General features: G+C 73.2%; 12 protein-coding genes and 1 pseudogene. 9 read left to right on the top strand and 4 right to left on the bottom strand.

Features of this window, described 5'->3' with window-relative positions:
* The first annotated feature begins 15 nt into the window (after positions 1–15).
* The 4 genes and pseudogenes from ACYQ0U_RS08275 to ACYQ0U_RS08260 all read left to right on the top strand — a co-directional run bounded on the left by ACYQ0U_RS08275 (position 16) and on the right by ACYQ0U_RS08260 (position 3994).
* A pseudogene (locus ACYQ0U_RS08275) lies at positions 16–1142 on the top strand (RtcB family protein).
* Positions 1143–1151: 9 nt separating this feature from the next.
* On the top strand, positions 1152–2018 hold the full coding sequence (locus ACYQ0U_RS08270; protein WP_459971499.1) for an oxygenase MpaB family protein: 867 nt from the start codon (positions 1152–1154) through the stop codon (positions 2016–2018).
* Positions 2019–2052: 34 nt separating this feature from the next.
* Positions 2053–3306 carry an MSCRAMM family protein gene (locus ACYQ0U_RS08265; RefSeq protein ID WP_459971497.1) on the top strand — a complete coding sequence of 418 codons (1254 nt, stop codon included), beginning with the start codon at positions 2053–2055 and terminating at the stop codon, positions 3304–3306.
* 91 nt (positions 3307–3397) lie between these two features.
* Complete coding sequence (locus ACYQ0U_RS08260) at positions 3398–3994, top strand: HD domain-containing protein (RefSeq protein WP_459971495.1); 597 nt, start codon at positions 3398–3400, stop codon at positions 3992–3994.
* A gap of 46 nt (positions 3995–4040) precedes the next feature.
* Here ACYQ0U_RS08260 and ACYQ0U_RS08255 read toward each other — a convergent pair whose 3' ends face one another.
* Entirely contained in the window at positions 4041–4298 is a 258-nt protein-coding gene (locus ACYQ0U_RS08255; protein WP_459971493.1) for a DUF4031 domain-containing protein, read from the bottom strand.
* Between the two features lie 2 nt (positions 4299–4300).
* Entirely contained in the window at positions 4301–5011 is a 711-nt protein-coding gene (locus ACYQ0U_RS08250) for a copper homeostasis protein CutC (RefSeq protein WP_459971491.1), read from the bottom strand.
* A gap of 70 nt (positions 5012–5081) precedes the next feature.
* Between ACYQ0U_RS08250 and ACYQ0U_RS08245 the strand changes: the two genes are divergently transcribed.
* A complete protein-coding gene (locus tag ACYQ0U_RS08245) occupies positions 5082–5426 on the top strand; it encodes a hypothetical protein (protein WP_459971489.1) in 345 nt (114 codons plus the stop codon).
* Between the two features lie 137 nt (positions 5427–5563).
* Here the strand turns inward: ACYQ0U_RS08245 and ACYQ0U_RS08240 are convergent, their stop codons facing one another.
* Positions 5564–6223: a GntR family transcriptional regulator gene (locus tag ACYQ0U_RS08240; protein ID WP_459971863.1), complete on the bottom strand. Its 660-nt coding sequence runs from the start codon at positions 6221–6223 to the stop codon at positions 5564–5566.
* Between the two features lie 201 nt (positions 6224–6424).
* On the opposite strand from ACYQ0U_RS08240, the gene ACYQ0U_RS08235 reads away from it, so the two are divergent.
* From ACYQ0U_RS08235 to ACYQ0U_RS08220, 4 genes are read left to right on the top strand one after another with little or no spacing between them, the layout of a single operon-like run.
* Positions 6425–7210, top strand: a complete 786-nt coding sequence (locus ACYQ0U_RS08235) for an ABC transporter ATP-binding protein (protein WP_459971487.1) — start codon at positions 6425–6427, stop codon at positions 7208–7210.
* 1 nt (position 7211) lies between these two features.
* Entirely contained in the window at positions 7212–9752 is a 2541-nt protein-coding gene (locus ACYQ0U_RS08230; protein WP_459971485.1) for an ABC transporter permease, read from the top strand.
* Positions 9753–9790: 38 nt separating this feature from the next.
* Positions 9791–10399 (top strand): alpha-ketoglutarate-dependent dioxygenase AlkB, encoded by a 609-nt coding sequence (locus ACYQ0U_RS08225; protein WP_459971483.1) that lies wholly within the window; start codon positions 9791–9793, stop codon positions 10397–10399.
* 55 nt (positions 10400–10454) lie between these two features.
* Positions 10455–11813: an MFS transporter gene (locus ACYQ0U_RS08220; RefSeq protein ID WP_459971480.1), complete on the top strand. Its 1359-nt coding sequence runs from the start codon at positions 10455–10457 to the stop codon at positions 11811–11813.
* Here ACYQ0U_RS08220 and ACYQ0U_RS08215 read toward each other — a convergent pair.
* Positions 11794–12561, bottom strand: coding sequence for an SRPBCC family protein (locus tag ACYQ0U_RS08215; RefSeq protein ID WP_459971478.1), 768 nt, complete (start codon positions 12559–12561; stop codon positions 11794–11796). The two genes, ACYQ0U_RS08220 and ACYQ0U_RS08215, sit on opposite strands and share 20 nt — an antisense overlap.

Below are 12561 nucleotides of genomic sequence, written 5' to 3'. Positions count from 1 at the left end.
GGGCACCGGGCCCGGATGGAGAGGATCACCGAGAAGCTCCTGAGCTGGGCTTCCCTGCTCGAGGACGGCACGCGTGAGCAGGCGGTCACGACCGCGCGGATGCCGTTCATCCACCCGCACCTGGCGCTGATGCCGGACGCGCACCAGGGGCTGGGCGCGACCGTGGGGTCGGTCATCCCGACCCGCGGCGCGATCATGCCCGCCGCCGTCGGCGTGGACATCGGCTGTGGCATGATCGCGGTCCGCACCCAGTTCGCCCGTGAGGACCTCCCGGCCGACCGGCGGCGGCTGCGCCAGGAGATCGAGCGGGCCGTCCCGCTGTCCGCCGGCGCCGCCAACCGCACGATCAGCCGCGACCACACCCGGGAGCGGCTCGAGCAGCTCCGCGGCCTCGCCGAGGAGGCGGGCTTCGACCCGGCGGCGTCCGCGAAGCGGTGGGATCTCCAGCTCGGCACGCTGGGCTCGGGCAACCACTTCATCGAGGTGACCGCGGACGAGCGGTCGCGCGTGTGGCTCTTCCTCCACTCCGGCTCCCGGGTGTCGGCAACAAGATCGCCCAGCGGCACATCGGCGTGGCTCGGCGGCTCTGCGACGGCGAGGACCTGCCGCACCGCGACCTGGCCTACCTCACCGAGGGCACCGCGGAGTTCGACGCCTACATCGCGCAGATGCGGCGGGCGCAGACCTACGCGCTGCTCAACCGCGAGGAGATGATGGACCGCGTCGTGCGCGAGGTGTCGGAGTGGACCGGCGAGCCCGTGCAGCGGCTGGAGGAGATCAACTGCCACCACAACTACACCGAGGTCGAGGAGCACTTCGGGGAGCGCGTGTGGCTCTCCCGCAAGGGCGCGATCAGCGCCGAGGCCGGCCGACCCGGCCTGATCCCGGGCTCGATGGGCACCGCGTCGTACGGCGCGGGGCGGGCGTTCTCCCGGACCCGGGCGCGCAGGACGTTCACCGTCGAGACCTGCGGGCGGCGATGGCGACATCGAGTACCGGGACACCGACGCCTTCATCGACGAGATCCCGGCGGCGTACAAGGACATCGACGTGGTGATGGCCGACGCCGCCGACCTCGTCGAGGTGCGGCACACCCTGCGGCAGCTGGTCAACGTCAAGGGCGACTGACCCCGGATCCGTAGGCTCGGGGCATGGGTGGCGTGCGGGAACGGCTCGGGCACGAGCTGTTCCTGCGCGTGGCCGGCCCCGACGGCGCGACCCACGCCGAGCGGATCCACCGCCGGCCGGGCCCGCGCTGGTTCGAGCCGGACAGCCCGATCGCGCGGGTGCACGGCGACGCGTCGATGTTCGTCGGCGGCATCCGCGCGCTGCTCCTCCAGACCCTCCACCCGGCGGCCATGCGGGGCGTCGCCGAGCACAGCGGCTACCGCGGCGACATGTGGGGACGACTCGCCCGCACCAGCCGCTTCCTCGCGGTCACGACGTTCGGGCACGTCGAGGACGCCGAGCAGGCCGTCGCCGCGGTCCGCGCGATCCACGAGCGCGTGACCGGCACGCTGCCCGACGGCACGGAGTACGCCGCCAGCGACCCGCACCTGCTCGGCTGGGTGCACGTGGCCGAGGTGGACAGCTTCCTGCGCGCACACGACCGGTACGGCGCCGAGCCGCTCGTCGGCGCCGACCGCGACACCTACGTCGCCCAGGCCGGCGAGGTGGCCCGCCGCCTCGGCGTGGTCGACCCGCCGCGGACCGAGGCGGAGCTGGTCGAGGCGCTGGCGTCGTACCGTCCCGAGCTGCGCGGCACGCCCGAGGCGCGCGCGGCGGTCCGCTACGTGCTGCTCCGGCCGCCGCTGCCGCTGGTCGCGAGGGGGCCCTACGCCGTGCTGGTCGCCGCGGCGGTCGGGCTGATGCCGCGCTGGACCCGGTGGCCGCTGCGCCTGCCCTGGCTGCCGGTCTCCGAGCGCACCGTCGTGCCCGCGCTCGGCGGGCTCGCGACCGGCACGATCAGGTGGGCGATGACCCCGCGGCGTCTTGAGGAAACCGAGAGAATCGCTTGAGCGGCGGTCCGGACAGCGCTGCCACGATGGACGCATGGCTTCCCGCGCCCGCCTGCTCACGGTGCTGCTCGCCCTCGCGGCCCTGCTGGCCGCACTGCTGGTGACCCCGGGGCCGGCTGCGCGCGCGGCCGTCGAGCGCGAGCGCGTCTACGGCGCCATCAACTGTCCCGGGATGTCGAAGTGCCCCAGCATGAAGGTGCTCTGGTTCGACCAGGACTGGAGCTACCTCGGTACCCGCGGGGCCCACGGCGGCGGCTACGCCCTTCGCCTCGAGCCCGGGACCTACCACCTCCAGTTCATCGATCAGCGACCCGCGTGGAACACCTCGAAGTACGCCCCGACCGACATCGAGATCACCGTGCGCCACCGCGCGATCGGCACGAGCGTGACGATGCGACCCGGCGCCTCCATCACCGGTGTGGCGCGCGCCGGCGGCAAGGTCCTCCCCGGGGCACGGGTCGTCGCCGCCAACCGCTCGGAGCAGTCGTTCCCGACGACGGCGGACAAGAAGGGTCGCTTCGCGGTCGGCGGCCTGCCCGCCGGGAAGTACTGCCTGTTCACCTTCGACCGGGCCCGCAAGTACGTCGACACGTGCACCTGGGTCGGCGGCGTCGACTTCGGCCAGTCCAGGAACCAGGCGGTCGATCTCAGGAAGCTGGCAGGGAACCTCACCGTCTTCGTCGACACCAAGGAGGGTCGCTCCGCGCCGAGCTCCACCGTCACCGTGACGAGCCGCACGACCGGGCAGTGGTGGTCCTCGAAGGTCCGGAGCGGCAAGGCGGTGTTCCGCGGGCTCTTCCCCGGCCGCTACCGGATCAAGTACGAGGGCGCCGGGGTCTGGTTCACCGCCACGGGAGCCGTCAGGGGTGGCGTCGTCCGTTCCGGGCGGATGGCCTTCGGCGACTTCACCGTGCCCAGGCGCGGCGGCTGGGTGACGGGCGTCGTCGCCGACGGTGGCGGCTCGAACGGCCCCACCGAGTTCACCATGGCCGGCGTACGGGTCGGTCTCTACGACGCCCGGGGACGTGAGCTGGCGACCGCGGTCACGGACGCGGACGGTCGCTTCGAGCTGGAGGGCCAGCTCGCCACGCAGGACGGGCTCACCATCACCGTCGACCCCGGCTCGGGCGGCGGCTGGATGAAGGCCGCGCCGCCCGACAACTGGTGTCTCTTCGAGGGCGGCGAGGCCCACGACGCCAGCGTCACGACGGGCGAGGAGTCGTTCTACGGCCCGGTCTACCTGCCGCGGTCGACCTCGGCCGCCCAGACGACCCCCTGCCGCAGCTGACCGGCTGCGGGGCTTCCCGGACCTGGCCGAACCTGGAACGTGTTCTCGTGGACGTAGCGCTCAGCGGCCCGGTGCTGCTTCGATGTCCGGCGTGGACCTCCTCGTGGACTGGCCGCTCTCCGGCGACCGGACCCTCGGCGCGCAGCTCGTCGCGTCGTACGCGCATCCCGACCGCGGCTACCACGACAGCCGCCACCTGAACGAGGTGCTCGAGCGCCTCCAGGAGCTGGCGGCGCACGGCGAGTCGTTCGACCTGATGGCGGTCGTGCTGGCGGCGTGGTTCCACGACAGCGTGTACGACGCCCAGCCGGACGCCGAGAAGCGCTCCGCGGCGTGGGCGGCGGAGGCGCTGCCGGGGCTGGTGGAGCCGGCCGTGGTGGACGAGGTGGTCCGGCTCGTGCTGCTGACCGAGCACCACCGCCCCGCGGACGACGACCGCAACGGCTGCGCGCTCTCCGACGCCGACCTCGCCATCCTCGCCGCGGCGCCCGAGCGCTACGCGGAGTACGTCGCCGCGGTGCGCCGCGAGTACGCCCAGGTCTCCGACCCCGACTTCGCCGCCGGCCGGGCCGCGATCCTCCGCGACCTCCTCGCCAAGCCGCACCTCTTCCACACCCCCCACGCGCGCTCCTCCTGGGAGGCCGCGGCCCGCGCCAACGTCGCGGCCGAGCTCGCTTCGCTGGGGTAGTCCCTGACGTTCGAGGGGTCAGCACGGCGTGTCGACCCCTCGAACGTTAGGGACTACCCCGCTTGCGCCGTCGCAGCCCCGCCGCGTGGAGCCGGGCGACCAGCTCGCGGGAGGTGACGGGGACGGCGCCGGCGGCGACCACCTCGTCGTACCACTCGGCCGGGACGTCGTAGTGGTCGCGGTCGAAGCCGCGGGGCGGGATGCCGACGGTGGCGGCGAACGCGTGGAGCTCGTCGTACGACGCGTCGCTGGCCAGGTGCGACCACAGCCGCCCGTGGCCCGCGGCGTTGGGCGGGTCGATCATGATCATCCGACGGAGCGGGAGGCCCGATCGACCGCGTCGTCCAGCAGCAGCCGCCAGGAGCGGACGTGGCCGGCGTCGACGTACGCCTTCCAGGACGCGCCCGGCCGGGCCTGGCGGCCGAGGTGGAACTGGCGGACGCCGGCGCGGACGAGCCACGGCACCTGCTCGGCGACCAGCCCGCCGCCCGGCATGAGCCTGCGGGCGACATCGGGGTCGGAGGAGGCGAGGGCGAGCAGCTCGTCGTACCCGGCCTCCAGGCCGCGCGGCGAGCCCGCCGAGCAGACGGCGACGAGCCCAGGCAGGCCCTCGAGCCGGCGCCACGAGCGGCGCAGGTCGAGGGTGTCGTCGATGGCGCGGGAGAAGATCCACGGCACGTTGGGCAGCTGCCCGGCCAGGTAGGCGCAGGTCTCGGTGTCGACCTCGAGGTCGGCGTCGAGGAAGCCGTAGGACACGCCGGCGGCGCCCGAGCCGAGGTAGTCCTCGGCGAGCCCGACCAGCCGGGTCATCTCGCCGCCGGTGGTGCTCCAGGTCTCGTCGAGCCGCAGCACCACGTGCACCGGGACCTCGGTGTCCCGGCAGACCGCGGAGACGAGCGCGGGCTCGGGCGAGGTGCCCGCCGCGGTCGCGAGGAGCAGCCGGTCGGCGCCGCCCTCCTCCGCGCCGGGTACGTCCCGCGGGTCGAGGACGGCGACCTCGAGGAGCGCCGTGCCCATGGGGGCATCGTAGGTGGCTCCACCCCTGTGGACGGGGAGCCGCGCTGGTGTGCGGGGGCATGATGGGGGCATGGACCACGGCCTGTTGCTGAGCGCACGCGCGCGGGTGCTGTCAGACCTCCAGGCACGCGGGCAGGCCGACGCCCAGGCGGTCTCCGCGCTCGAGGACGCCGTGTCCCAGCGCAAGTGGTGGGCCGAGCAGTGGCCCGAGGGCGAGGAGTACGTCGCCGGGCTCGTCGCCCAGGACGTGCAGGACGCGCTCTTCGAGACCTCCGCCCGGTGGCCGCTGTGCCAGGACTGTGGCGACCGGGCACGAGAGCACGCGCTCTACATCCAGCCCGACCTCGGCGGCCCCGACCCGGTGTGGGTCTGCGAGGAGTCCGGCGACGTCGTCGCGCCGTTGGGGGGGCTCTGAGCGGGTCGGGCACTGCTGCTGGCGATTCATCACGGTAGGTAGGCGAGTCCGCACTCCCCGCGGCATACCCACTGAGGGGAGTGACAGTTCACCCGCCTACCGTGATGAATCGGCGGCGGGCGCGAGCCCAGAGGCGATCAGCCCTCCGAGCCCACCTGGGTCCACATCGTGTACCGGTCGGCCCGGTAGACGGTCCGCGAGACCTCGACGACCTTCTCACCCGCGAAGGCGCGGCGCGAGTGGCGCAGGACGGGAGTGCCGGGCTCGATCTCGAGCAGCTGGCCCTCCTCGTCGCCGGCGACGTCGGCGTTCACCGAGTCCTCGGCCCAGCTCGGTCGCAGGCCGCGCGACTCGAGCGCGTCGTACAGGCTCGTCGGCATGCCGCTCTGCAGGAAGCCCGGCAGCAGCACCTCGTTGAGGTAGGCGTCCTCCACGCACATGGGCACGCTGTCGGCCCGGCGCAGCCGGCGCCAGTGGATGACCGCGTCCCCCTCCGTGAGGTTCAGGGCGCGGGCGACGCCCGGCCCCGCCTGCTCACGGCGCGCGAGGAGCGTCTGCGACTCGGCCAGCAGGCCCCGCCGCGACATCTCCTCGGTGAAGCTGGTCAGCCTGCTCGCCGCGCGCCGCGGGCGGGCCACGAAGGTGCCCCGCCCGGGAATGCGCTCCAGGAGGCCCTCGACCACGAGGGCATCCATCGCCTGCCTCACCGTCATGCGGGCGACCCCGAACCGATGCACGAGCTCCCGTTCGCTCGGCGCAGGTGAGCCGGGTGCCGCCCCCGTGACGAGAGTGCGCACGTACTCGCGCACCTGAACATGCTTCAGCGCACGCCCCTCAGTCACCAGCAACTCGTCCACAGGGGGAAATGTAGGTGGCCTAGGCCGGTTCCGTCCGCCGTTCGCCGAAACCGGTCACGCGCCGCGCCCACCCGGCCCGCACGGCGCGCTCAGGGTGAACCCTGATGGCGCGCCTCGGTGCGCCTCCGGCAGGCTGGTCCCATGACCAGCGATCCACCGTCCCCCGCGGCTCCGGCCGCGCGCGCCGTCGACCTGCGCAAGACCTACGGGACCGGGGACTCGACGGTCCACGCCCTGGCCGGCGTGACCCTCGACCTCGAGGCCGGCCGGTTCACCGCGATCATGGGCCCCTCCGGGTCCGGCAAGTCCACGCTGATGCACTGCATGGCGGCCCTCGACACCCCGTCCGCGGGCGCGGTCGAGGTCGGCGGCACCGACCTGGGCCGACTCAAGGACAAGGAGCTGACGGCGCTGCGGCGCGAGCGGATCGGCTTCGTGTTCCAGGCGTTCAACCTGATCCCGACGCTGACCGCGCAGGAGAACATCCTGCTCCCGCTCGACCTGGCCGGCCGCAAGCCCGACCGGCAGTGGCTCGACACCGTCATCGACGCGGTCGGCCTGCGCGACCGCCTCGGGCACCGGCCCGGCGAGCTGTCCGGCGGGCAACAGCAGCGCGTGGCGTGTGCGCGGGCGCTGGCCAGCAAGCCCTCGATCGTGTTCGCCGACGAGCCCACCGGCAACCTCGACAGCACGTCCGGGGCCGAGGTGCTGTCCTTCCTGCGGCGCAGCGTCGACGACTTCGCCCAGACGGTCGTGATGGTCACCCACGACGCCGTCGCGGCGTCGTACTGCGACCGCGTGGTGTTCCTGGCCGACGGGCTGGTGGTCGACGAGATCCAGGCGCCGAGGCGCGAGCAGATCCTCGAGCACATGACCCGCCTCCAAGACCTGGCGGCGGCGCGCTCGCCCCGGGCCGGGCAGGACTGACGTGCTCCGGCTGACCCTCCGCAACCTGCTGGCCCGCAAGGTGCGGCTGCTGATGAGCGGCCTGGCGATCGTGCTGGGCGTGGCGTTCCTCTCCGGCGTCCTCGTCTTCAGCAACGGCCTCTCGAGCACCTTCGACGGCATCATCTACAGCTCGACGCCCGACGGGGTCGTGCGCGCCGAGCAGACGGCGTCCTTCGAGGCCGGGCCGGCGCAGACCACGCGGACCCTCCCGCCCGAGCTCGTCGACGAGTTCGCGGCGCTGCCCGAGGTGGCCCGCGCCGACGGCGACGTGGTCGGCATCGGGATGAGCCTGCTGGCCTCCGACGGCACCCTGGTCGGCGGCACCGGAGCACCCACCCTGGCCTTCAACCACACCGACGGCCCCAACATGGCCGGCGACCCGCCGATGGTCCTCACGAGCGGCGAGTGGCCCACGACGCCCGACCAGATCGTCCTCGACGACGACGCGGCCGCCAACGGCGACTACGAGCTCGGCGACGAGGTCGGGCTGCTCGCCCCCTTCGGGAAGTCCGAGCGGACGGCCACGCTGGTCGGCACCGCCGAGTTCAACGGCGGCGGTACGGCGGGCGCCACGCTGCTCGTCTTCAGCACCGAGGGTGCCCAGGACCTGTTCCTGGACGGGGCGGACGCGTTCCACCAGGTCTCGCTGACCGCGGCCGAGGGGGTCTCCCAGGAGGAGCTCGCCGCGGCCGCCGGCGGGGTCGCCCCGGAGGGCTTCGAGGCCGTGACCGGCGACCAGGTCGCGGAGGAGTCACAGGACGCCGTCGGCCAGTTCCTCGACGTGATCTCCACGTTCCTGCTGGTGTTCGCGATCATCGCGGTGATCGTCGGCGGGTTCATCATCGTCAACACCTTCACGATCCTGGTCGCGCAGCGCAGCCGCGAGCTGGCGCTGCTGCGCGCGCTCGGCGCCGGGCGCCGCCAGGTCACCTCCTCGGTGCTGCTGGAGGCGGTCGTGATGTCCGCGCTGGCGGCGACCGCGGGCATCGCGCTGGGCTGGCTGCTGGCGCGCGGGCTGGCCGCGCTGTTCCGCGCGATCGGGCTCGACATCGCCGGCAGCGCGCTGACGCTGGACGCCCGGGCGGTCGTCGTCAGCTACGTCGTCGGCATCGGCGTGACCCTGGTCGCGGCGTACCTGCCCGCGCGGCGCGCCGGCCGGGTCGCCCCGGTCGCCGCGATGCGCGCCGACTCGGCCCCGGCCCGCGGCTCGCTCGGCCGGCGTACGGCGATCGGCTCGGTGCTGCTGGCCGCGGGTGCGGTCCTCGCGGCCGTCGGCATCGCCGGCGCCCCGGGCCCGGACTCGCTGTGGATCGGCGTCGCCGCGGTGATCTGGATCCTCACCGTCGCCGCGATCAGCCCGGTCATCGGCCAGCCGGTCCTGGCCCTGTGCCGCAGCCTGTTCGGCCGGCTCTTCGGCGCCACCGGCCGCCTGGCCGGCGAGAACGCCCTGCGCGACCCGCGCCGGACCGGCGCGACCGCGTCGGCGCTCATGATCGGGCTGGCCCTGGTCTCCACGATCGGGGTGCTGGCCTCCTCGCTCAACGCGTCGGTCGACGACCTCGTCGACGAGGAGTTCACCTCCGACTTCGTGGTGCAGAGCACCAACTTCCTGCCCTTCACCACCGCCGTCGGCGACGACCTGGCCGAGGTCGACGGCGTCGCCCGGGTGAGCCGCCAGCAGTGGACCGGCGCCCGGGTCGAGGACGAGACGGTGTTCCTGACCGGCAACGACGCCGCATTCACCGACATCTACGACCTCGACGTCGTCGACGGGAGCGCCCGGCCGGAGGGCCGGCAGGCCGTGGTCACCACGGACTTCGCCGAGGACCACGGCCTCGAGGTCGGCTCTCCGCTGACCGCGACGTTCCTCGCCGGGGAGAGCCTCGACCTCGAGGTCGCGGGCATCGTCGAGCCGACCGAGACCATCGGCGAGCTGAGCGTCCCGGTCGAGCTGCTCGCCGATGCCGGAGTGCCTCGCCAGGACACCTCGCTCAGCATCGTGCTCGAGCCGGGCGCAGACGCCGACGCGGTCGGAGAGGCGCTCGACGAGGCGGCGGAGTCGACCCCGATCGTCGCGGTCTACGACAAGGAGGAGTTCTCCGAGTCCATCCGCGACCAGGTCAACCAGCTGCTCTACATCATCTACGGCCTCCTGGCGCTGGCCATCGTGATCGCGGTGATCGGCATCGTGAACACGCTCGGCCTGTCGGTCATCGAGCGCACCCGTGAGATCGGCCTGCTCCGCGCGATCGGCATGAGCCGGGCGCGCCTGCGGCGCATGATCACGCTGGAGTCGGTCGCGATCGCCGTCCTCGGCGCGGTGCTGGGCATGACGCTCGGGCTGCTGATCGGCGTGCTGCTGCGCCAGGCCCTCGCCGAGGACCTCACCAGCCTCGGGCTGCCCCTGGGCCAGCTGGTCGTCTTCCTCGGGATCGCGGTGCTGGTCGGCGTGCTCGCCGCCGTGCTCCCGGCGATCCGGGCGTCCCGGCTCGACGTGCTCGACGCGATCGCCACCGAATAGGTCGAACACCTGTTCGAAACACGGCGTACCGTGGGTCCATGGACTTCCAGGGCTCGCTGTTCTCCGCACCGGTGGCTCCCTCGTTCGACGCGATCGAGCGGAGGCCGCTCAGCCGGGGCGCCTGGGTCGACGTCGCCCGCGGGTGGCTGCCCGAGGCGGACGACGTGTTCACGGCGCTGGTCCACGACGTCCCGTGGCGGGCCGAGCGCCGCCAGATGTACGACCGCGAGGTCGACGTACCCCGGCTGCTGCACACGTACGGCGCCGGCGACCCGCTCCCCCACCCGGCGCTCGCCCGGGCCCGGGGAGCCCTCTCGGCGCACTACCGGCCCGAGCTCGGCGAGCCGTTCGTGACCGCCGGGTGCTGCTACTACCGCGACGGCCGCGACAGCGTCGCCTGGCACGGCGACACCATCGGCCGCGGCAAGACCCAGGACACGATGGTCGCGATCGTCTCCCTCGGCGACCCGCGCCGGCTCGCCCTGCGGCCGCGGCTGGGTGGTGCGTCGATCTCGGTCGAGATGGGCCACGGCGACCTGCTCGTCATGGGCGGCTCCTGCCAACGCACGTGGGAGCACGCGGTGCCCAAGGTCGCGCACGCCGGCCCGCGGATCTCGGTGCAGTTCCGGCCGCTGAACGTGTTCTGACGCGACCTGCCGGGCCGCGTGCCCGCTGTCGGCGGGCGCTGGGAGACTGGCCCGAATGTCCGAGAACACCTCCGCCAGGCCGACCCTCGCCTCCTTCTGGCACGACCTCCCGCGCGAGGGCAAGCTGCTCCTCTCAGTGGTGGTGTTCGAGTTCATCGGCACCGGGCTGGTGCTGCCGTTCCACGTCATCTACCTCCACGAGGTCCGCGACATCCCGCTCAGCCACGTGGGCCTGCTGCTCGGCCTCCCGCCCCTGGTCGGGTTCCTGGTCGTGGGGCCCGGCGGCACGGCCATCGACCGGTTCGGCGCGCGGCGCATCCTCCTGCTCGCGCTGGTCCTCCAGGTCGTCTCGAACACGCTGCTCGCGTTCTCCTCGACCGAGCTGATGGCCAGCGCCGCCCTGCTGCTGTCCGGCATGGCCTTCGGCGTGACCTGGCCGGGCTTCCAGACCCTGACCGCGAACGTCGTGCCCGGCGACCTCCGGCAGCGCTACTTCGGCGTGAACTTCACCCTGCTCAACCTCGGCATCGGGATCGGCGGCATCGTCGGCGGCTTCCTGGTCGACGTCACCGAGCCGGTGACCTTCCAGGCGATCTACCTCGCCGACGCGGCGATCTACCTCGCCGACGCGGCGAGCTACCTGCCGGCGCTGCTCCTCCTGCTGATCCCGCTGCGCCACGTCGCCGGCCGGCCGGAGCACCACGCGGAGATCGCCGCGGAGAAGGTCGGCTACCTCGCGGTCGCCCGGCGGCCCGCGGTCGGCACGCTGATGCTGCTCAGCTTCGTCTCGTCCTACGTCGGCTACTCCCAGCTGAACGCCGGCATGCCGGCCTTCGCGCGTGCAGTCGGCGAGGTGTCGACCCGCGGCCTGGGCCTGGCGTTCGCGGCGAACACGGTCGTGATCGTCGTGCTCCAGCTGTTCGTGCTCCAGCGGATCGAGCGCCGGCGGCGCACCCGCGTGATCGCGGTGATGGCCGTCGTCTGGGCGTGCTCGTGGCTGCTCCTCGGCACGACCGGCTTCGTGTCCGGCACCGTCGGCGCCACGCTGCTGCTCGCGGCCTGCGCGTCGGTCTTCGCGTTCGGCGAGACCCTGCTCCAGCCGACGATCCCGGCGCTGGTCAACGAGCTCGCGCCCGACCACCTGCGCGGCCGCTACAACGCGCTCAGCTCGGGCACGTTCCAGCTCGCGGCGATCATCGCCCCGCCCGTGGCCGGCCTGCTGGTCGACCACGGGCTGGGCGCGCTCTACATCGGCTCGCTGGTCGCCGGCTGCCTGCTCACCGCGGTGATCGCGGTGGCCCGGCTGGAGCCGCAGCTCAGCGCGAAGGTCAACGGCGTCCGGGCCCGCCGCTCCGACGACCCCGCCGAGATCTCGTCGATGTCGGCGAAGACGATCAGCGCCGCGACCGACTGACCACCCACCAGAGCAGCACGAGCACGCCGAGCCCGGCGGCCCCCTGCTTCCAGTAGGACCGCGCGAGCACCGGCAGCACCGCCGTACCCAGGTTCAGGGCGTCGTCGCGATGGGCCGGAGGTGCCCCTGCCCCGGATGGCTCGGCGGCTCGTACCCACGGACGTTCCTGTTGTCCCTCGGCCTCGGCAGCAACCGTTTCGTCCGTGGGTACGCCGGCGGGCGACCCCTGCGACCCCTGCGACCCCTCGGACCCCTCGGACCCCTCGGACCCCTCGGACCCCTGGGACCCCGCAGACCCCTCCGGCCCCGCCGACAGTCGCTGCTCCAGGCAGTCCACGAACTGCCCGAGCAGCTTGTCCGAGACGTCCTGCATGACCCCGCGACCGAACTGCGCGGGCTTGCCCGTGATCGCCAGGTCGGTCACCACCTCCACCTCGGTGGAGGAGCCCGCGGGCGCCATGGTCAGCGTGACCTTGGCGCCCGCGGTGCCGTTGCCCCGCTTGTCCTTGCCCTTCGCGTCGACCACGAAGCGGTGCGCGGACTCGTCCTTCTCCACGAACGTGCCGGATCCGTTGTAGACCAGCGCGATCGGGCCGAGCTTGACCTTGACCGATCCCGAGAAGCTGTCCCCGTCGACCGACGCGACCGTCGCGCCCGGGAAGCACTCCGCGACACTGGCGATGTCGTTGAAGTGCGCCCAGGTCTCGTCGACCGACGTGGGGACGGTGAAGCGATGGGTGAGATCCAC

The sequence above is a fragment of the Nocardioides pyridinolyticus genome (genome assembly GCF_054653575.1).
The sequence above is the reverse complement of the archived record's forward strand: the minus strand, read 5'-3'. Positions and strand labels throughout refer to the sequence as shown.